Source organism: Variovorax sp. V15 (genome assembly GCF_041154425.1).
Classification (GTDB): domain Bacteria; phylum Pseudomonadota; class Gammaproteobacteria; order Burkholderiales; family Burkholderiaceae_C; genus Variovorax; species Variovorax guangxiensis.
The window spans coordinates 1,029,349-1,047,865 of record NZ_AP028659.1 but is presented as its reverse complement, the minus strand read 5'-3'; the positions used below and the strand labels follow the sequence as shown (position 1 = coordinate 1,047,865).

General features: G+C 68.5%; 19 protein-coding genes. 12 read left to right on the top strand and 7 right to left on the bottom strand.

What is annotated here, in order from left to right; genetic code table 11:
* Positions 1-25 precede the first annotated feature (25 nt).
* Entirely contained in the window at positions 26-511 is a 486-nt protein-coding gene (locus tag ACAM57_RS05110; protein ID WP_369660908.1) for a hypothetical protein, read from the top strand.
* On the opposite strand, the gene ACAM57_RS05105 is transcribed toward ACAM57_RS05110, so the two are convergent.
* The gene (locus tag ACAM57_RS05105; protein WP_369660907.1) at positions 508-789 is read right to left on the bottom strand and encodes a YfhL family 4Fe-4S dicluster ferredoxin; all 282 of its coding nucleotides are present in this window, start codon (positions 787-789) and stop codon (positions 508-510) included. The genes ACAM57_RS05110 and ACAM57_RS05105 overlap by 4 nt on opposite strands.
* 104 nt (positions 790-893) lie before the next feature.
* Here ACAM57_RS05105 and ACAM57_RS05100 point away from each other — a divergent pair, with 104 nt between their 5' ends.
* From ACAM57_RS05100 to ACAM57_RS05070, 7 genes are all read left to right on the top strand, one after another.
* Positions 894-1,844 (top strand): ABC transporter permease, encoded by a 951-nt coding sequence (locus tag ACAM57_RS05100; RefSeq protein WP_369660906.1) that lies wholly within the window; start codon positions 894-896, stop codon positions 1,842-1,844.
* Positions 1,841-2,716, top strand: a complete 876-nt coding sequence (locus tag ACAM57_RS05095; RefSeq protein WP_126025525.1) for an ABC transporter permease — start codon at positions 1,841-1,843, stop codon at positions 2,714-2,716. Before ACAM57_RS05100 ends, ACAM57_RS05095 begins: the two co-directional genes overlap by 4 nt.
* A gap of 5 nt (positions 2,717-2,721) precedes the next feature.
* Positions 2,722-3,711, top strand: coding sequence for an ABC transporter ATP-binding protein (locus tag ACAM57_RS05090; RefSeq protein ID WP_369660905.1), 990 nt, complete (start codon positions 2,722-2,724; stop codon positions 3,709-3,711).
* A complete protein-coding gene (locus ACAM57_RS05085) occupies positions 3,708-4,541 on the top strand; it encodes an ATP-binding cassette domain-containing protein (RefSeq protein WP_369660904.1) in 834 nt (277 codons plus the stop codon). The genes ACAM57_RS05090 and ACAM57_RS05085 overlap by 4 nt, the downstream gene beginning before the upstream one ends.
* Before the next feature lie 109 nt (positions 4,542-4,650).
* Positions 4,651-6,144: an ABC transporter substrate-binding protein gene (locus ACAM57_RS05080; protein WP_369660903.1), complete on the top strand. Its 1,494-nt coding sequence runs from the start codon at positions 4,651-4,653 to the stop codon at positions 6,142-6,144.
* Between the two features lie 236 nt (positions 6,145-6,380).
* Positions 6,381-7,868, top strand: a complete 1,488-nt coding sequence (locus ACAM57_RS05075; RefSeq protein ID WP_369660902.1) for an ABC transporter substrate-binding protein — start codon at positions 6,381-6,383, stop codon at positions 7,866-7,868.
* Between the two features lie 167 nt (positions 7,869-8,035).
* A complete protein-coding gene (locus ACAM57_RS05070; RefSeq protein ID WP_369660901.1) occupies positions 8,036-9,448 on the top strand; it encodes an amidase in 1,413 nt (470 codons plus the stop codon).
* A gap of 9 nt (positions 9,449-9,457) precedes the next feature.
* Here the strand turns inward: ACAM57_RS05070 and ACAM57_RS05065 are convergent, their stop codons facing one another.
* Positions 9,458-10,087, bottom strand: a complete 630-nt coding sequence (locus tag ACAM57_RS05065; protein ID WP_126025530.1) for a YitT family protein — start codon at positions 10,085-10,087, stop codon at positions 9,458-9,460.
* A 44-nt stretch (positions 10,088-10,131) separates the two neighbouring features.
* Positions 10,132-10,992 (bottom strand): LysR family transcriptional regulator, encoded by an 861-nt coding sequence (locus tag ACAM57_RS05060; protein WP_369660900.1) that lies wholly within the window; start codon positions 10,990-10,992, stop codon positions 10,132-10,134.
* 112 nt (positions 10,993-11,104) lie between these two features.
* Between ACAM57_RS05060 and ACAM57_RS05055 the strand changes: the two genes are divergently transcribed.
* The 3 genes from ACAM57_RS05055 to ACAM57_RS05045 all read left to right on the top strand — a co-directional run bounded on the left by ACAM57_RS05055 (position 11,105) and on the right by ACAM57_RS05045 (position 14,809).
* Complete coding sequence (locus tag ACAM57_RS05055; protein WP_126025532.1) at positions 11,105-11,503, top strand: tautomerase family protein; 399 nt, start codon at positions 11,105-11,107, stop codon at positions 11,501-11,503.
* A gap of 193 nt (positions 11,504-11,696) precedes the next feature.
* Positions 11,697-13,067, top strand: a complete 1,371-nt coding sequence (locus tag ACAM57_RS05050) for a tetratricopeptide repeat protein (protein WP_369660899.1) — start codon at positions 11,697-11,699, stop codon at positions 13,065-13,067.
* Positions 13,068-13,213: 146 nt separating this feature from the next.
* The gene (locus ACAM57_RS05045; RefSeq protein WP_369660898.1) at positions 13,214-14,809 is read left to right on the top strand and encodes an amidohydrolase family protein; all 1,596 of its coding nucleotides are present in this window, start codon (positions 13,214-13,216) and stop codon (positions 14,807-14,809) included.
* Between the two features lie 10 nt (positions 14,810-14,819).
* On the opposite strand, the gene ACAM57_RS05040 is transcribed toward ACAM57_RS05045, so the two are convergent.
* Positions 14,820-15,518, bottom strand: a complete 699-nt coding sequence (locus ACAM57_RS05040) for a histidine phosphatase family protein (RefSeq protein ID WP_369660897.1) — start codon at positions 15,516-15,518, stop codon at positions 14,820-14,822.
* A 31-nt stretch (positions 15,519-15,549) separates the two neighbouring features.
* Entirely contained in the window at positions 15,550-16,194 is a 645-nt protein-coding gene (locus ACAM57_RS05035) for a Yip1 family protein (RefSeq protein WP_369660896.1), read from the bottom strand.
* Positions 16,195-16,320: 126 nt separating this feature from the next.
* Between ACAM57_RS05035 and ACAM57_RS05030 the strand changes: the two genes are divergently transcribed.
* Positions 16,321-17,028 carry an alpha/beta fold hydrolase gene (locus ACAM57_RS05030; protein ID WP_369660895.1) on the top strand — a complete coding sequence of 236 codons (708 nt, stop codon included), beginning with the start codon at positions 16,321-16,323 and terminating at the stop codon, positions 17,026-17,028.
* 20 nt (positions 17,029-17,048) lie between these two features.
* On the opposite strand, the gene pcp is transcribed toward ACAM57_RS05030, so the two are convergent.
* Together pcp and pxpA are read right to left on the bottom strand one after the other, a co-directional pair.
* Positions 17,049-17,711, bottom strand: coding sequence for a pyroglutamyl-peptidase I (pcp, locus tag ACAM57_RS05025; protein WP_369660894.1), 663 nt, complete (start codon positions 17,709-17,711; stop codon positions 17,049-17,051).
* A 32-nt stretch (positions 17,712-17,743) separates the two neighbouring features.
* A complete protein-coding gene (gene pxpA / locus ACAM57_RS05020) occupies positions 17,744-18,484 on the bottom strand; it encodes a 5-oxoprolinase subunit PxpA (RefSeq protein WP_369660893.1) in 741 nt (246 codons plus the stop codon).
* Positions 18,485-18,517: the final 33 nt, after the last annotated feature.

Genomic DNA, 18,517 nt, shown 5'->3' with positions numbered 1-18,517 from the left:
AAGTGCAGGAGGGAGAGAAATAAAAATGAGCGAAAAAAAAGAGAAGAACGGAAAGACGGTTTCGAAAACCGCAATCGCTATCTTTTCAATAGCAATCGGCATCTGCTCCGCAGGCGCTGCCGCCCAAGGGGCGAACACCTGGCGCTGCGGCAACACCTATTCCGATCAACCCTGTGAAGGCGGCAGGACGGTGAAGGTGGACGACCGCCGCAGCGACGAAGACCGCCGCGCCGCCGATGCCGGCACCCGCAGCGCCCAGACCCAGGCCGACCGCATGGAGCGCAACCGCCTGTCGCTGGAAAAGGCCGCTCATGACCGCGACCAGCGCGCCGCGCGGGAGGCAAGAAGCGCGGCCCTGGCGGAAAGGCGGCTCGCCATGGTCGAGCAGAGGGAGCGCGACCGCGCTCGCAAGGAAGCCAATGCGCCCCGCAAATCGAGCCTGAGCTTCAGCAGCAGCCCAGGCGCTGACGCACCGGAGCGCAAGAAAAAGAAACGGAAATCGGCCGATTAAGCGCCGGACGAAGCTGCCGCTGCAGTCACCTTGATCGCCGTGAGACGCTGGTATTTCTGCATCAGCGTCTCGCGGCTTTCCACATGCTCGGGGTTCACGGGAATACAGGCCACGGGGCAGATCTGCACGCACTGCGGTTCATCGAAATGGCCCACGCACTCGGTGCACTTGCGCGGATCGATCTCGTAGAACGCCTCGCCCATGTAGATCGCGTCGTTCGGGCACTCGGGCTCGCAGACATCGCAATTGATGCATTCGTCGGTGATCATGAGGGCCATGGCCCCGATTATCGCGGCTCGGGCCGGGCCGGCAGCCGCTGAATGACAAAGGCCACATTCGCGGCACATTTGTTGCGGGAGTCAGTTATGCTGCGCCCCGCCCCATGAGTCTGTTCCTAGTCAAGCGCCTCGCCACGCTGATCGGCACCCTGATCGGCGCCTCGGTCATCGTCTTCCTCGTGCTCGAGATCCTGCCCGGCAACGCCGCGCAGATGCTCATGGGCCCCGACGCCTCGCCCGAGGCCGTGGCCGCCCTGGCCACCAAGCTCGGCCTCGACCAGCCCGCCTGGACGCGCTACTGGCACTGGATCGGCGGCCTGCTCACCGGCAACCTCGGCGACAGCTACGCCTACAGCTCGCCCGTGCTCGACCTCATCCTCGAACGCTTGGCGCTGACGGTACCCCTGGCCGTGCTCGCCATGGCGCTCACCGTCGTGATCGCCCTGCTGGTGGGCGTGACCGCCGCGGCCCGCCACAACAAGCTCGGCGACGTCGGCCTCATGGGCATGGCCCAGGTCGGCATCGCCATTCCGAACTTCTGGTTCGCCATCCTGCTGATCCTGGTGTTCTCGGTGCAGCTGCAGTGGTTCTCCGCCGGCGGCTTCGAGGGATGGGGTGAAGGTATCTTTGCCGGCCTCAAGTCGCTGCTGCTGCCTGCCCTTTCGCTGGCCGTGGTGCAAGCGGCGATCCTGGCGCGCATCACGCGCTCGGCCGTGCTCGAAGTGATGCGCGAGGACTTCGTTCGCACCGCGCGCGCCAAGGGCGTGTCGCAGCGCATGGTGCTTTGGACGCACGTGCTGCGCAACGCGATGATCCCCGTCATCACGGTCATGGGCATGCAGTTCTCCGAACTGCTGGCCGGCACCATCGTGGTGGAGAACGTGTTCTATCTTCCCGGCCTGGGCCGGCTGATCTTCCAGGCCATCAGCAACCGCGACCTGATCGTGGTGCGCAACTGCGTGATGCTGCTGGCGGCCATGGTGGTCATCGTGAACTTCGTGGTCGACGTGCTGTATGCCGTGATCGACCCGCGCATCAAGGCCAGCGACATATGAGCACAGCAGCAGTTCCCAACGCCGCCGCGCTCAAGGTGCCGGGCTTCTGGCGCCGCGCATTGCATCACCGCAGCTTCGTCATCGGCGGCACGCTCACGCTGCTCCTGCTGCTGGCCGCGGCCGTCTCGCTGGTGTGGACGCCATGGTCGCCCTACGAGATGGACATGGCCAGCAAGCTGAAGCCGCCGACGGGTTCGCACTGGCTGGGCACCGACACCTACGGACGCGACGTGGCCTCGTTGCTGCTCGTGGGCGCGCGCGCGTCCATCCTCGTGGGCGTGATCGCGGTCGGCATCGGCCTCGTGGTCGGCACCGCGCTGGGCCTGCTCGCAGCAGCGAAGCGCGGCTGGGTGGAAGAAGCCATCATGCGGCTCACCGACTTCTCACTGGCTTTCCCCGCGATCCTCTCGGCCATCATGATGACGGCCGTGTTCGGCGCGGGCATCGTCAACGCGATCATCGCGATCGGCATCTACAACATCCCGACCTTCGCGCGCATCACGCGCGCATCGGCCAACGCCATCTGGTCGCGCGAATACGTGGCCGCCGCACGCGCCTGCGGCAAGGGCAGCTTCGCGATCACGATGCAGCACGTGCTGCCGAACATCTCGGCGGTGCTGATCGTGCAGATCACCATCCGCTTCGCCATCGCGATCCTCGCCGAGGCCGCCCTCTCCTACCTCGGCCTGGGCACGCAGCCGCCGCAGCCTTCTTGGGGCCGCATGCTCAGCGAAGCGCAGACGATGATGTTCCAGGCGCCTCTGCTCGCGGTGTTCCCCGGCATGGCCATCGCCTTCGCGGTGCTGGGCCTGAACCTGCTCGGCGACGGTCTGCGCGACCTGCTCGATCCGCGCCTGGCGAGAGCAAGGTAAGCAAGATGCCCCTGCTCGAAGTCAAGGACCTCCACATCGGCCTGCAGACGCAACGCGGCCCCGCGGACGCGGTGCGCGGCATCGGTTTCTCGCTGGAACGCGGCGAAACGCTGGGCATCGTCGGCGAATCGGGCTGCGGCAAGTCGATCACCGTGATGTCGCTCATGGGCCTGCTGCCCTCCACCGCGACGGTCGGCGGCAGCATCCGCTTCGACGGCACCGAGCTCGTCGGGTTGCCCGAGAAGCGGATGTGCGAGATCCGCGGCAACCGCATCGGCATGATCTTCCAGGAGCCGATGACGGCGCTGAACCCAGTACACACCATCGCGCGCCAGGTCGGCGAGCCGCTGCGGCTGCATCGCGGGCTCTCGAAGGCCGACGCGCGCAAGGAGGTGCTCGCGCTGCTGGAGCGCGTGGGCATTCCGGATGCGGCTTCGCGCCTCGACGCGTATCCGCACCAGTTCTCCGGCGGGCAGCGGCAGCGCATCGGTATCGCCATGGCGCTCGCGTGCGGGCCCGACATGCTGATCGCGGACGAGCCCACCACCGCGCTCGACGTGACCATCCAGAAGCAGATCCTCGAGTTGATCAAGAGCCTCGTGGCCGAGCGCGGCATGGCGCTGATCCTGATCTCGCACGACCTCGGCGTGATCGCGCAGACGGTCTCGAAGATGCTCGTGATGTATGGCGGCAGCGTGGTCGAGAGCGGGCCGACCGAAGCCGTGTTCGCCCGGCGCGCCCACCCGTACACGCAAGGCCTGTTCGCCGCGCGCCCCGTCATCGGCGCGCCGCGCGGCGTGCGGCTGGCCACCATCAAGGGCAGCGTGCCCGAGCTGGTCGACCTGCCCAAGGGCTGCCCCTTCGCGGGACGGTGCAGCTACACCGTCGACGCCTGCATGACCACGCGGCCGCCGGCCACGATGCTGCCGCAGGACCATGCGGTGCGCTGCATCCGCCTCGAAGAGATCGCCGCTGAAGGAGCCATCGCACCATGAGCGCGACCACCGCCGCTTCTTCGCCGCTGCTGCGGGTCACCGACCTCGTCCGCCACTACGCGCTGCCGCGCGAGAAGCTCTTCGGCCCGCCGCCGACCGTGAAGGCGCTCAACGGCGTGAGCTTCGAAGTGCAGGCCGGCCAAAGCGTGGGTATCGTCGGCGAATCGGGCTCGGGCAAGTCGACCATCGCGCGTCTCGTGATGGCGCTCGATACACCCACTTCCGGCACTGTTTCCCTCGAAGGCCGCAATCTGCACGCGCTCTCGAAGGAAGAGCTGCGCGTGGCGCGCCGCGACTTCCAGATGGTGTTCCAGGACCCGTACGGCTCGCTCGATCCGCGCCAGACGGTCGCGCGCATCGTCGCCGAGCCGCTCGAAGCGCTCGCGGCCACCACTCGCGCCGAGCAGCGCGAACGCGCCGCCGAAACACTCGCCGCCGTGGGCCTGCGCACCACCGACCTCGACAAGTACCCGCACGAGTTCTCGGGTGGGCAGCGCCAGCGCATCGCCATCGCACGCGCCCTCATCACGCGCCCCAAGCTCATCGTGGCCGACGAACCCGTGAGCGCGCTCGACGTGTCGGTGCAGGCGCAGGTGCTCAACCTCATGCAGGACCTTCAGCAGCAGTTCGGCATCAGCTACCTGCTCATCAGCCATGACCTCGCGGTGGTCAACCACCTCTGCGACAACGTGTGCGTGGTCTTCAAGGGCCGCATCGTGGAGCAGGGAGCGCCTGCCGAACTCTTCCAGCACGCGCAGCACGAATACACGCGCACGCTGCTCGACGCCGTGCCGCGTACGCCTGCCGGCGGCACGCTGCTGCCCGGCTGACATCGAAGCGTCGTCCCGCCTCCCTAGGATGAGTGGGTCATAAGCATCTGGTTGCGCACGCGCGCGCCGTCGCGGATGATGCCTGCCCCTGTTTCGAGGACACCGCTCCATGCTCAAACGACGCACCCTGCTCGCCACCGGCGCCGCAGCCCTGACCCCGCTGGCCCTGCCGACCCTCGCGCTGGCACAGAAAAAGAAGGATGCGCTGGTCATCGGCCTCACGCTGGAGCCCACGGGGTTGGACCCCACGGCCAAGGCCGGCGCGGAGATTGCAGAAGTGGTGCTCTACACCGTCTTTGAAACCCTCACCAAGATCAACTCCGACGGCAGCGTCACGCCGCTCCTGGCCGAGAGCTGGGAAGTCTCGCCCGACCTGAAGACGCTCACCTTCAAGCTGCGGCGCGGCGTGAAGTTCCAGAACGGCGAGCCCTTCAACGCGCAAAGCGTGAAGTTCTCGTTCGACCGCGCTGCTGCCGCCAACAGCACCAACAAGGACAAGCGCACCTTCACCAACATCGCGACGCAGGTAGTCGACGATCACACGGTGGTGCTGATCACCAAGGAGATCGAGCCCGACCTGCTGTTCCTTCTCGGGCAGGCCTCGGCCATCATCGTCGAGCCCAAGACAGTGGAGACCAACGCCACCAAACCCGTCGGCACCGGCCCCTACAGGCTCGACAACTGGGCCAAGGGTTCGAGCATCGTGCTCGCCAAGTGGGACGGCTGGCGCGGCGCCGACACGGTGCAGATCCGCAAGGCCAGCTTCCGCTTCATCTCCGAACCGGCCGCGCAGACCACGGCGCTGCTCTCGGGCGACGTCGACCTGTTCCCGCATGCCTCGGTGTCGCGCAGCCTGCCGCAGTTCCAGAACGACAAGCGCTTCCAGGTGGTGTTCAACGCCTCGCTCGGCAAGACCATCCTGGCCATCAACAACAAGCGCAAGCCGCTGGACGACGTGCGCGTGCGCCGCGCCATCTCGGCGGCCATCGACCGCAAGGCCGTGATTGACGCCGCGGTGGACGGCCGTGGCGTGCCCATCGGCAGCCACTACGTGCCAGGCCTGCCAGGCTATGTCGACACCACGGGCGTCAACCCGTACAACGTCGAGAAGGCCAAGAAGCTGCTGGCCGAGGCCGGCGTGAAGACGCCGCTGGAGCTCGAACTGGTACTGCCGCCCCCGCCCTACGCGCGCCAGGGCGGCGAGCTCATCGCCGCGCAGCTCGCCAAGATCGGCATCGTCGCGAAGATCCAGAACGTCGAGTGGGCGCAGTGGATCAGCGGCACCTACGGCAACAAGAACTACGACCTCTCGCTGATCCTGCACGTCGAGCCCTTCGACCTGGTGAACTACACCAAGCCGGAGTACTACTGGGGCTACCAGTCGGCGAAGTTCAACGAGGTCTTCGACAAGGCGCGCAACGCCGCGCGCCCCGCCGACCGCCTGCGCTACCTGGGCGACGCCCAGCGGCTGCTGGCGGAAGACGCGGCCAACGTCTTCCTGTATCAGCAGCAGTTCATCACCGTGGCGGCGCGCAACCTGCGCGGGCTGTGGAAGGACACGCCGATCTTCGTGAACGACATCGCGGCACTGTCCTGGGCCTGAGTCACCGGGTCCGAGCCCGGCCGGGCCCCCCGCATACGGGAACGTCCCAAGGAAAAACCGGCCCGCGGGCCGCGCACCGGCGTGCCCTGTGCATCAAAATGACCGCTCGCGCAGGTGGCATCCTTCGTGCTGCTTGCCGTGTCTTTCGCGGCGCCGCGCCTCCCTTCGGGGCACGGCGTGCGCCGCAGCAGTCATCCGCCGTTCGAACCTGGCATGTTTTTCCGGAGATCACACGTATGTTGAACCGTCGCACCCTCCTTACCACCGCCGGCGCCACCGTGGCGCTGGCCAGCCCCCTCGCCGGCATGGCGCAGGGCAGGAAGGACGCCATCGTGATCGGCATGGCGCTCGAGCCGCCGGGGCTCGACCCGACCACGGGCGCGGCAGCCGCCATCGCCGAAGTGGTGCAGTACAACATCCTGGAGACGCTCACCAAGATCAACTCCGACGGCAGCGTCACCCCGCTGCTGGCCGAGAGCTGGGAGATCTCCCCCGACCTCAAGACCTACACCTTCAAGCTGAAGCGCGGCGTGAAGTACCAGAACGGCGAGCCCTTCAACGCGGCGGCCGTCAAGTTCTCGTTCGACCGCGCCGGCAGCGAGAAGAGCACCAACAAGGACAAGCGCACCTTCGCCAACCTGAGCACGCAGGTGGTCGACGACTACACGGTGGTCATCATCAACAAGGAGATCGACCCCGACCTGCCCTTCGTGCTGGGCCAGGCCACGGCCGTGATCGTCGAGCCCAAGAGCGCCGAGGGCAACGCCACCAAGCCGGTGGGCACCGGCCCCTACAAGCTCGACAACTGGGCCAAGGGCTCGTCGATCACGCTGAGCAAGTGGGAAGGCTTTCGCAGCCCCGCCACCGCGAAGATCAACAAGGTCACTTTCCGCTTCATCTCCGACACGGCCGCGCAGGCCGCGGCCATGCTCTCGGGCGACATCGACGTGTTCCCGCGCATCGGCACGCGCGTGGTGCAGCAGTTCAAGATGAATCCGCAGTTCCAGGTGATCCTGGCCGGTTCTCGCGCCAAGACCATCCTGTCGATCAACAACAGGAAGAAGCCGCTGGACGACGTGCGCGTGCGCCGCGCCATCCTCGCGGCCATCGACCGCAAGGCCTTCATCGAAGGCGCGGCCGACGGCTTCGGCGTGCCCATCGGCAGCCACTACGTGCCGGGCGCGGCGGGCTATGTGGACACCACCGGCATCAACCCCTTCGACGTCGAGAAGGCCAAGAAGCTGCTGGCCGAGGCCGGCGTGAAGACGCCGCTCGAGCTGAAGATGACGCTGCCGCCGCCGCCCTACGCACGCCAGGGCGGCGAGGTGATCGTGGCGCAGCTGGCCAAGATCGGCATCGTGGTGAAGGTTCAGAACGTCGAGTGGGCGCAATGGCTCAGCGGCACCTACGGCAACAAGGACTACGACCTGTCGATCGTGTCGCACGTGGAGCCCTTCGACCTCGGCAACTACGCCAAGCCCGACTACTACTGGGGCTACCAGTCGAAGGCCTTCGACACGCTGTTCGACAAGATCAAGACCACCGCCAACGCCACCGAGCGCAACAAGCTGCTGGGCGACGCGCAGAAGATGCTGGCCACCGACGCGGCCAACGGCTTCCTGTACCAGCCGCAGTTCCCGACCGTCGCGAAGAAGAACGTGAAGGGCATCTGGAAAGAGAACCCCATCTTCGTGAACGATCTCTCCGCGCTCTCGTGGGGGTGATGAGGCTCGCCCCCAGGCTTCGCGCGCTTCGTGTCGCTTCGCCAACCCCCTGCCGGGGGCAACACCAGTGGCCCGGCAAAGCCGGTTCCACGGTGTTCCCCGACGGGGCCGTGGGCGTCTCGTGCGCTGTGAATCATGATGAATGCGGAGCTTGAGTGAGTGACGCAATGTCCGATGTCGCCTTGCTGAGCAGTCTTTCCGCGCAGGAGCTTGCCGCCGCCTACCGCGACCGCAAGCTCTCGCCGGTCGAGGTCACGCAGGCCGTGATCGCGCAGGTGGAGCGCTGGGAGCCCCACCTGCAGGCCACCTGGCTCTTCAGGCCCGAGGCTGCGCTCGAACAGGCGCGGGCCTCGGAGGCGCGCTGGCTGCGCGGCGACGCGCGCGGGCCGCTGGATGGCGTGCCGGCCACCATCAAGGAAAACATCGCGACGCGCGGCGACCCGATGCCCGCAGGCACCGCCGCCGTCGACCTGAAGCCCGCGGCTGCGGATGCACCGCCTGCCGCGCGCCTGAAGGAAGCCGGCGCGGTGATCGTGAGCAAGACCACGATGCCGGACTACGGCATGTTGTCTTCGGGGCTGTCGAGCTTCCACACGCTGGCGCGCAATCCGTGGGACCTGAGCCTGACACCGGGCGGCTCCAGCGCGGGTGCCGCAGCTGCCACGGCGGCGGGCTACGGCCCCTTGCACCTGGGCACAGACATCGGCGGCTCGCTGCGCCTGCCCGCGAGCTGGTGCGGCATCTTCACGCTCAAGCCCAGCCTGGGGCGCGTTCCCATCGACCCGCCCTACATGGGCCGCGTCGCAGGGCCGATGACCCGCGCCGTGGGCGACGCCGCGCTGCTGATGCAGGTGCTGTCCAAACCCGACGCTCGAGACAGCATGAACCTGCCGCCGCAGGACATGGCCTGGGCGGGCTTCGACGTTGCGCCCGACCATCTGCGCGGCCTGCGCTTCGGGCTGCTGCTCGATGCGGGCTGCGGCCTGGCGGTGGAGCCCGAGATTCAGGCGGCGGTCGAGCAGGCCGCGCGCCTGCTGGAGAAGGCCGGCGCCGTCATCGAGCCGATGCGGCCCTTCATGTCGCAGGCCATGCTCGACGGCATGGACCACTTCTGGCGCATGCGCTCGCTGGTGGACATGAAGAGCCTGCGCGCCGACCAGCGCTCGAAGGTGCTGCCCTACATCCGCGAATGGGCCGAGAGCGCGGCGGAGTTCAGCGGCGAGCATGTGTTCCGCGGCTTCAGCCAGTTCCATGCGACGCGCGTGGCCGCCGTGAGCGCCTGCGCGCGCTTCGACTACGTGATCTCGCCCGTGTCGCCCAACATGCCGGCGGCGGCCGAGGCGCCCTCGCCCACCAACGACCCGCTGCGGCCGCTGGAGCACATCGGGTTCACCGTGCCGTTCAACATGTCGGAGCAGCCTGCGGCCTCGGTGAACTGCGGGTACTCGGCTGCGGGCCTGCCGATCGGGCTGCAGATCGCCGGCCAGCGCTTCGACGATCTCGGCGTACTGCGCGTGTCGCGCGCCTTCGAGCAGATCCGCGAACCGCAGCGCCCCTGGCCCTCGCCGCCCGGCCGCTAGCGAGGCACCTCAGGTCGCGGCATAGCGCCCGGGCTTGTGGTTGATCCAGAGGAAGAGTCCCATCACCACCGCGGCCAGCACCGACCAACCCACCCGCTGCGGCGGGATCACGAACAACGCCAGCAGCACTACGGTGCAGTCGATGCCGATCTGCACCTTGCCGGCGGGCCAGCCGCGCTTTTCCTGCAGGTAGAGCGTGAGCACCGTCGCGCCGCCCAGGCTGGCGCGATGGCGGGCGAGGAACAGGCAGCCGGTGCCCAGCATCAGGCCGCCGAGCACGGCCGCGAAGGCCGGGTGCAGCGAACCGATCGACAGGTAGCGCGGCGCCAGGTCGGTCATCACCGAGAGCAGCGCGATGGCCGAGAAGGTCTTGAGCGTGAACGCCCGGCCCATGTGATGCCAGGCGAACCAGTAGAACGGCAGGTTGACCAGGAAGAACAGCTTGCCGAAGCTCGCGCCGGTGGCGTAATGCAGCAGGAACGCGATGCCGGCCGTGCCGCCGGTGAGCAGGCCCGCCTGGCCGAACAGCATCATCGCGATGGCGACGAAGAGCGTGCCCGAGAAGATGGCCTGCGCGTCGTCGAAGCGGGTGTGGCGCAGCAGGCTGGGCGAGGAGGTCGTGGGAGGTGGCGCATCCATGGCCGGGGCTGACGCAAATCCCGCGCCACCCCTGGCGAGATCCGTCACATCAGGTGAGTGGCCAGCATCTCCCTCGCCCGGGTCACGAACGCGGTCTCGCCCTTGCGCCCCGCCAGGAACTGGAAGGCAACGCGCGGCAGCGCCGGCAGGCCGTGAGGCGGCGCCAGCCGTGTCACGCCGTCGCTGATCGAGGACTCGTTGAGGCAGGCAACGCCCAGGCCCGCCGCCAGCGCCGACTGCAGCCCCGCCACGCCCGACGCGACGTGCGCCAGCGCATACGGTATGCGCCGGCGCCGCAGCAGCGAAACGGTGAACTGGTGCAGCGAGCAGGTGTCCGGCAGGGCCAGCAGCCGCAGCGGCTCCCCGCGCACGAGCCGCATGCCCTCCGCGCCGAGCCACACCAGCGACTCGCGCCGCAGCACCGAGCCCCGGGCCTCGGGCGCGGAAGCTCCGGCGATGTTCATCGCGATGCCCACGTCGAAATCGCCTTGGGCATAGGCCGAACGCAGCGCGTCGCTCTTCAGGATGGTGACGTGCAGCCGCACCTGCGGATAGCTCTCGCCGAGCCGCCCCAGCAGCCGCGTCAGGTCGCCCGGGCGGAAGTAGTCGGTGACCGCGAGACGCAGTTCCCCCTGCAGCGTCTCGCCGTGCAGGTCGCGGAATGCCTCGTCGCTCAGCGCGAGGATGCGCCGCGCATAGCCCAGCAGCCGCACCCCCGCCTCGGTGGGCGCGACGCCAGCCTTGCTGCGCGTGAGCAGCGACTGCCCTGCCCGCTCCTCCAGCTTGCGGATCTGCTCGCTCACCGACGACTGCGAGAGAAAAACGCGCGGCGCGGCCGCCGTGAGGCTGCCCGCGTCGACGACGGCGGCCAGCGTGCGCAGTTGCTCCAGGTCGAACCCTTGCATGGTCAATCCATCCGTTTATCCGATGGAACGCATCATATATTCCCGCTTTTCCGATGACCAGCAGGCTCCCACAATCACCCCATCGACAACCCATTCATCCAAGGAGCCAGCCATGCCCCACATCGTCGTCCACCTCTCCGGCCAACCCGATGCCGACCTCACCCGCAAGACCGTCGACGCCGTCGCCGAGCTCACGCAGAGCGTGCTCGGCAAGCAGCTGCCGGTCATCGCCGTCACCGTGCAGTACATCGCCGCCGACGCCTGGTTCATCGGCGGGCAGTCGCTCGCCTCGCTGGGCAAGTCGGCCTTCCACCTCGACATCAGCATCACCGACGAGACCAACACCAAGGCCGAGAAGGCGCGCTACCTGCGCGAGGTGCATGCGGCCATGGCGAAGATCAGGCCGGACCTGCACGAGGTGTCGTACATCCATGTGATCGACGCGCGCGGCGCAGCCTACGGCTATGGCGGCAAGACGCAGGAGTACCGGCACCAGCAGGCCGGGGTATAGGTTCACCCCCAGGCTGCGCGCACTTCGTGTCGCGGCGCCAACCCCCTTCCGGGGGAAACACCTGCGGCCCGGCAAAGCCGGTTCCGCGGTGTTCCTGGCCTTGGCAGTTGCAATCCGGCGTTGCGCGCCCGGCAATGGCACGGCAGAAAAACTATGCGACGCTGAAGCATTCCTGCCGTGGCACCATGCCGCCATGCCTTCCGCAAATCCCCTCGCCGACAGCCTCGGCAACCCGCTCACCCTCGACGATGCCGCAAGCCTGCCGCTGGTCGACGACTTCGTCATGGGCTTCATCTCCAGCGAGGCGCGCGCGGTCAACCTGCTAGCTGCCGCCGGCAACGACGCGAGCCCGGTCGTCCAGGCCTACTGCGCCACACTGCACCTGTTCGCCGAATCGCGGGAAGCCGTGGCCAATGCACGGCCGTTCCTCGCGAAGGCTCGCGCCGGCGCCTCGCGCGCCACGCCGCGCGAGCAGCGCTACATAGCGGCCATCGAGGCCTGGGCCGAGGGCGACATCGCCCGCGCCATCGCGCTGCACGCCGAGCAGGCGCGCGAGCATCCGCGCGACCTGGTGTCGGTCAAGCTCGGCCAGTACCACTGCTTCAACACCGGCGACTGCCCCGGCATGCTGAAGCTCGCGCTGGCGGTGCTGCCGCACGCGGCAGACGTGCCCTACGTGCACGGCATGGCGGCCTTCGGCTACGAGCAATGCCATCTGATGCGCGAAGCCGAGGCAAGCGCGCGCTGCGCCATCGCGATGTGCCGCAAGGAGCCTTGGGCGCACCATGCGCTGGCGCACGTGATGCTCACCGAGGGCCGGCTCGCCGAGGGGCTGGCGTTCATGGAGAGCGTGAGCGACACCTGGATCGGCCTCAACTCGTTCATGGTCACGCACAACTGGTGGCACATGGCGCTGTTCCTCATCGACCTCGGGCGCGATGCCGAGGCGCTCGCGGTGTACGACGAGCACGCCTGGGGCGTGGTGAAGGACTACTCGCAGGACCAGATCGGTGCGGTCTCGCTGCTCGCGCGGCTTGAGCTTGCCGGCATCGACGTGGGCAGGCGCTGGGACGACGTGGCCGACCACCTGCGGCAGCGGCAGGCCGACCACGTGCTGCCCTTTCTCGACCTGCAGTACCTCTACGGCCTGGCGCGCGCCGGCCGCCCCGAGGCGGGGGTTCTGCTGCGCAACATCCTGGCCTTCGCACCGGATGCGCCGGCGTCGACGCGCGCGGCATGGCAGCGCGTCTGCGTCCCCGCCGCGCACGGGCTGGTGGCCTACGCGCAGGGCAATCTTCCGGCAGCCATCGAAGGCCTGGGCACGGCGCTGCCGCGCATGATCGAGATCGGCGGTAGCCACGCGCAGCGCGACCTGTTCGAGCAGGTGTATCTCGATGCGCTGGTGCGCAGCGGCACGGCGTCTTCGCTGGGGGTTGCCCAGGGCATCCTGCAGCAGCAGCTCAACGGCCAGCCCGAGTCGCTGCGCCTGCGCAGGCAGGCGGCCGCGGTGTATGCCCGGCTCGGCCTCGGGCAGTTGACCGGTGGAACCGCGGCGCACGCCTGAGCAGGTCCGGCCCGAGCGTTGAGGCAGACCAAAACTCCATGCCTTCAGGTCATGGGGCATGGTGCAAAAGGAATTGGCGACAGCATGCGAGCGGCTCCTAGACTGGCCGCTCCCTCAGACACCACGCCCTCGCGGGCAGGCCTTCCATGCACAAGTCGCTCGTCACGCTGGCCGTTCTCTCGGCACTCGCGCCCTTCTCACCCGCTCTCCATGCCGCCGATGGCACCCCGGTCGCCCTCGACCTGCTGCTGCGCGGCGGCACCGTGTACACGGGCGACTCCGACATGCCAGTGGTGGGCGACGTCGGCATCGCGGGCGACCGCATCGTGTTCGCGGGCAAGGCGGCGCCGGCGCAGTTCACGGCAAGGCGCGTCATCGACGCCATGGGCATGGTGGTGGCGCCGGGCTTCATCGACGCCCATACGCACGCGGATGCCGACCTGCATTCGAACGACCCGAAGAGGCGGCTGAACATCCCGTTCATCACGCAGGGCGTGACCACCGCGGTGATCGGCAACGACGGCTTCGGCGGCTTCGACATCGCGGCACAGGCGCAGAAACTGCGCGCCGCGCCGGTGGGCACCAACGTGGCCATGTACGTGGGTTTCGGCCCGGTGCGCATGAGCGAGCTGGGCGAGGCCAATCGGGCGCCCACGCCCGAACAGCTGGAGGCGATGAAGAAGCGCGTGAGCCAGGGCATGTGCGAGGGCGCGCTGGGCCTTTCCACCGGCCTCTTCTACACGCCGCAGAACTTCTCGAAGACCGAGGAGGTCATCGAGCTCGCGAAGGTGGCGGCACGGCACGGCGGCCTGTACGACAGCCACATCCGCGACGAGTCCATGTACAACATCGGCCTGAAGGGCTCCATCGACGAGGTGATCCGCATCGGCCACGAGGCGAAGCTGCCGGTGCACGTGGCGCACATCAAGGCGCTGGGCGTCGACGTGCAGGGCCAGAGCGGCGACATCATCGGGCGCATCGAGAAGGAGCGCGCGGGCGGGCTGGACATCACGGCCGACCACTATCCGTGGACCGCGTCGAGCACGCGTTTCTCGGCCGCGCTGCTGCCGCCCTGGGCCAACGAGGGCGGCCGTGCCGCGACGCTGCAGCGCTTCGACGACGCCTCGCAGCAGGAGCGCCTGCACAAGGACATGCGCGAGAACTTGCGGCTGCGCGGCGGCCCCGAGGCCATCCTGTTCTCGGCCGGCAGCACGAAGTACGTGGGCAAGACGCTGGCCGACGTGGCCAAGGCGTCGAACGCCGATCCGGTGGACGCCGCCATCGCGGTGCTGCGCGACGGCGACCTGATGATCGCCTCGTTCAACCAGAGCGACGACGACGTGCGCGCCTTCATGAAGCGGCCGTGGGTCATGACCTCGTCGGACTCCTCGCTCGGCCATCCGCGCGCCTACGGCACCTTCGCGCGCAAGTACGACCAGTACGTGGTGAAGGAGCACACGATCTCGCTGGCGCAGTTCATCCGCAGCAGCTCCTCGCTCACGGCCGACACGCTGGGGCTGAAGCAGCGCGGCCATCTGCGCCCGGGCTACTACGCCGACGTTGTGGTCTTCGACCCGGCACGCTATGTGGCGAAGGCCACCTACACGCAGCCGACGCTGCTGTCGGAGGGCGTAAGCACGGTGCTGGTGAACGGCCAGTTGGCGGTCGACGGCGGCAAGCCCACGGGTGTGGGCGCGGGCCAGCCGCTGCTGCGCACGCCGAAGGCCGGCAGCTGCGTCTGAGCGTGCCCGCTCAGTCCTTGTTCTTCAGGTGCCGCGTCTGGTCGTAGGTCGGCTGCGGCGGCAGGTCGGCCAGGTGGCGCGTGTCGGCCCATTCGACGATCTCGATGTCGTCGGGCCGCGAGGGATCGGCGATGCGGATGCGGTTGAAGCCTGCGTTGGGAATGTCGCTGCGGCGCGGCCCGCTCAGGCTCAGGCCCCTGGCGGTGCGCCACACCATGTCGAGCACGCCGCCATGCGTGACGACGATCAGGTGCCGGCCCCGGTGCTCCGAGGCGATGCCGCCCAGCGCCGCGATGATGCGCGCATGGAACTCGCGCGCCGTCTCACCCTCGGGCATGGCGTGGTCTTCACGGAACTCCAGCCACTCTTCCCAGGCACGCGGATGCAGGCTCTGGATCTCGTCGGAGCGCATGCCCTCGACCACGCCGAAGAACTGCTCGCGCAGCGCCGCCGAGGTGACCACCGGCAGCGACAGCTGCTGCGCCCCGGGCGCCGCGGTCTGCTGTGCGCGCATGAGGTCGCTGCTGATGATGTGCCGCACCGCCGTCTCGCTGGCCAGCCTCAGTCCGATGCGGCGGGCCTGCTCGTGGCCGATGTCGTTGAGCGGGACGTCTGCATGCCCCTGGAAGCGGAGCTCGCGGTTCCAGGCGGTCTCGCCGTGGCGGATCAGGATCAGGTCGGTGGTGGTTTCGGGCTTGGGCGTTGGCATTGCCGCCCATTTTCCACTGTGGGCATGACGCTCAGGTATTCGCCCGCACCGCCTGTTGCAGCACCGCCACCACGGCGTCGGCCGCGGGCGCTGCGCCCAGTCGCATCGGCGACGGCGTGAGCAGCGCCAGCACCCACGCGATCACCACGCCGCCGACGATGGCGCAGACCACCACCACGGCGGTGTACGCGATGGCCTTGTCGGGCGGGCATTTCATGAGCACCGGCAGGCCGGTGTAGAGCAGGTAGATTCCGTAGAGCGCCGCCAGCGCCCCCAGCACCGAAAGCGAGGGCAGCAGGCTGAACACGCCGCCGACGAAGGCTGCAGTGCTCGCATGGGACGAAAGCTTGAGCGCGCCGATCTGGCTCCTGGTGCCCTCGAAAGTGGGCGCCATCGCGTCGATGATCAGCGCGAGCACGAACACCATCACCAGCGACAGCACGTAGCCCACGATCATGTTCGCGAGCCCCGAGGCCAGCGGCACGCGGAAGCTCACGCCAAAGGCACCTACGCCGATCAGCGACAGGCCGATGAAGCTGGCGAGCGCCGGGATCAGCGCGAGGATCATCACGTAGTTCCTGTAGAGCGATGCGGCGTCGGCCGGCTCGGCGTCGATCTCGGGCCAGGTGGCCTTCGGCTTGAGAAGGATGGCCTGGACGCGTTCTACAAGATTCATTGCGGGATTCCTCTGCACGGGCTGTCGAGTATGTCGGCGCCGCCGCGCGACGGCTGCTGGCCATGAGGCCTATGCCGCGACCTATGCCGCTGCGCCGCGGGCCGCAATCGCGCAGAATCCCTGCCCATGCCCAATCTGATCCTGCTGCCCGGCCTCGCCTGCGACGAGCGCATCTGGGAAGCCCAGCTGCCCGCTCTTCCCTCCGCCTTCGGCGCCCGCGTGAGCGACGTCCAGCGGCACAACGACACCATCGAGGGCATGGCCGCAGCCGTGCTGCGCGACAACGAGGGGCCGCTGGTGCTGTGCGGCGCCTCGATGGGCGGCATGGTCGCCATGGAGGCTGCCCGCCAGGCGCCCGAACGCATCGCGGGGCTCGCGCTGCTCGGCACCAGCGCACGGCCCGAGACGCCGGAGATGTTCACGCTGCGCGAAGGCGCCATCGAGTACTTCGAGCGCGGCGAGCTGCGCGACGTGATCGAACCGAACGTCTACTTCGCTTTCCACCCCATGCAGGCCGCCGACGAGGCGCTGGTGCAGCGCTACCTCGACATCGTGCTGGGCGCGGGCGCGCAGCAGCTCATCACGCAGAACCGCGCCGTGATGCGCCGGCCCGACGCGCGCCTGCACCTCGCGTCGGTGCGCGCGCCCGTGCTGCTGATGTGCGGCAACGAGGACAAGCTCGCGCCCCCCGAGTGCACCACCGAGATGGCGGCACTGCTGCCGCAGGCCGAGGTGGTGTGGGTGCCCGACTGCGGCCACATGCTGACGATGGAGAAGCCCGACCTCGTCAACGCCGCGCTCAACCGCTGGCTGGCCAAGAACTTTCCCGCCTGAGCCCGGACTCCCGCGGCCGCTCAGTGCAGCTGGCCGCCTGTCTCGGCGATGTCGTGCTCCACGGCCAGCGATGTGCTCACCGCGATGCGCAGCGCCTTGACCATGGTTTCCAGCGACATGCTCGGCGCCCCCGGAAAGCGCGCCGCCTGCTCAGGCAGGTACGGAATGTGGATGAAGCCGCCGCGCAGCCCCGGCACCGGATGCGTCGCGATGTGGTGCATCAGCCCGTAGAAGATGTGGTTGCACACGAAGGTGCCCGCGCTGTTCGACACCGAGGCCGGCACGCCGGCCGCGCGCAGTTCGCGCACCATGGCCTTGATCGGCAGCGTAGAGAAGTACGCGGCGGGCCCGCCCGGCACCACCGGCACGTCGATGGGCTCCTGCCCCTTGTTGTCGGCCGTGCGCGCGTCGTCGATGTTGATGGCGATGCGCTCCGGCGTGAACTCCGTGCGGCCGCCGGCCTGGCCGATGCACAGCACCAGTTGGGGCTGCAGCTCGTCCATGGCCGCCAGCAAGGCGTCGATGGCATCGCCGAAGACGCAGGGCACCAGTCGCGCATGGACCGTCGCTCGGCCCACCTTCCAGCCGTCGAGCGCGCGCACGGCATCCCACGAGGGGTTGAGCACCTCCTGCTCGAAGGGCTCGAAGCCGGTGAGCAGGACCTTGATGGGCTTGGCTGCCACGGTCTGCCTTGCTCGTTCAGGCGTTCCGGCGGTCAGGCCGTCGCCCGGACGGCGATGCCCTCGGCCTCCAGCCGCTCGCGGATGCGGCGCGCAAAGGCCAGCGCATGGGCGCCGTCGCCATGCAGGCAGACGGTCTGCGCATTGACCGGCACGACACTGCCGTCGATGGCGGTCACGCGGCGGTCGCGCACCAGCGAGAGGGTCTGCGCGAGCGACTGCTCCTCGCTCTCGATCAGCGCGCCGGGCTGGCTGCGCGGCACGAGGCTGCCGTCGGGCATGTAGCCGCGGTCGGCGAACACTTCCTCCACGGGCTCGAGGCCGGCGCGGCGGGCCGCGTCGATCATGTTGCTGCCCGCCAGGCCGAAGAACCTGAGCGAGGGATCGAAGCGGCGCACGGCCTCGCACAGCGTGTCGGCGAGTTCGGGCTCCTTCACGGCCTGGTTGTAGAGCTGGCCGTGGGCCTTCACGTGCGAGAGCTTGCCGCCCTCGGCCTTCACGATGGCCGCCAGCGCGCCCACCTGGTAGAGCACGTTGGCCACGATCTCCCCGGGCGGCAGGTGCATGGTGCTGCGGCCGAAGTTCTCGCGGTCGGGAAAGCTGGGATGCGCGCCGATGGCCACGCCGTTGCGCATGGCCCAGCGCACGCACTGCTGCATGGTCTTCGCGTCGCCGGCGTGCCAGCCGCAGGCGATGTTGGCGGAACTCACCAGCGCGAGCAGCGCTTCGTCGTTGCCGGCGCCTTCGCCGAGGTCGGCATTCAGATCGATTTGCATCGTGGGCTTCCTTTTTCTCTCTCGCGCTTTCTC

Excerpts from the sequence above, each read along its gene's own strand:
- ACAM57_RS05070 (WP_369660901.1), top strand. The coding sequence starts at position 8,036 with ATGTCCGATGTCGCCTTGCTGAGCAGTCTTTCCGCGCAGGAGCTTGCC.
- ACAM57_RS05100 (WP_369660906.1), top strand. The coding sequence starts at position 894 with ATGAGTCTGTTCCTAGTCAAGCGCCTCGCCACGCTGATCGGCACCCTG.
- ACAM57_RS05060 (WP_369660900.1), bottom strand. The coding sequence starts at position 10,992 with ATGCAAGGGTTCGACCTGGAGCAACTGCGCACGCTGGCCGCCGTCGTC.
- ACAM57_RS05085 (WP_369660904.1), top strand. The coding sequence starts at position 3,708 with ATGAGCGCGACCACCGCCGCTTCTTCGCCGCTGCTGCGGGTCACCGAC.
- ACAM57_RS05080 (WP_369660903.1), top strand. The coding sequence starts at position 4,651 with ATGCTCAAACGACGCACCCTGCTCGCCACCGGCGCCGCAGCCCTGACC.
- ACAM57_RS05055 (WP_126025532.1), top strand. The coding sequence starts at position 11,105 with ATGCCCCACATCGTCGTCCACCTCTCCGGCCAACCCGATGCCGACCTC.
- ACAM57_RS05075 (WP_369660902.1), top strand. The coding sequence starts at position 6,381 with ATGTTGAACCGTCGCACCCTCCTTACCACCGCCGGCGCCACCGTGGCG.
- ACAM57_RS05035 (WP_369660896.1), bottom strand. The coding sequence starts at position 16,194 with ATGAATCTTGTAGAACGCGTCCAGGCCATCCTTCTCAAGCCGAAGGCC.
- ACAM57_RS05040 (WP_369660897.1), bottom strand. The coding sequence starts at position 15,518 with ATGCCAACGCCCAAGCCCGAAACCACCACCGACCTGATCCTGATCCGC.
- ACAM57_RS05105 (WP_369660907.1), bottom strand. The coding sequence starts at position 789 with ATGGCCCTCATGATCACCGACGAATGCATCAATTGCGATGTCTGCGAG.
- ACAM57_RS05110 (WP_369660908.1), top strand. The coding sequence starts at position 26 with ATGAGCGAAAAAAAAGAGAAGAACGGAAAGACGGTTTCGAAAACCGCA.
- ACAM57_RS05030 (WP_369660895.1), top strand. The coding sequence starts at position 16,321 with ATGCCCAATCTGATCCTGCTGCCCGGCCTCGCCTGCGACGAGCGCATC.
- ACAM57_RS05090 (WP_369660905.1), top strand. The coding sequence starts at position 2,722 with ATGCCCCTGCTCGAAGTCAAGGACCTCCACATCGGCCTGCAGACGCAA.
- pxpA (WP_369660893.1), bottom strand. The coding sequence starts at position 18,484 with ATGCAAATCGATCTGAATGCCGACCTCGGCGAAGGCGCCGGCAACGAC.
- ACAM57_RS05050 (WP_369660899.1), top strand. The coding sequence starts at position 11,697 with ATGCCTTCCGCAAATCCCCTCGCCGACAGCCTCGGCAACCCGCTCACC.
- ACAM57_RS05095 (WP_126025525.1), top strand. The coding sequence starts at position 1,841 with ATGAGCACAGCAGCAGTTCCCAACGCCGCCGCGCTCAAGGTGCCGGGC.
- ACAM57_RS05045 (WP_369660898.1), top strand. The coding sequence starts at position 13,214 with ATGCACAAGTCGCTCGTCACGCTGGCCGTTCTCTCGGCACTCGCGCCC.
- ACAM57_RS05065 (WP_126025530.1), bottom strand. The coding sequence starts at position 10,087 with ATGGATGCGCCACCTCCCACGACCTCCTCGCCCAGCCTGCTGCGCCAC.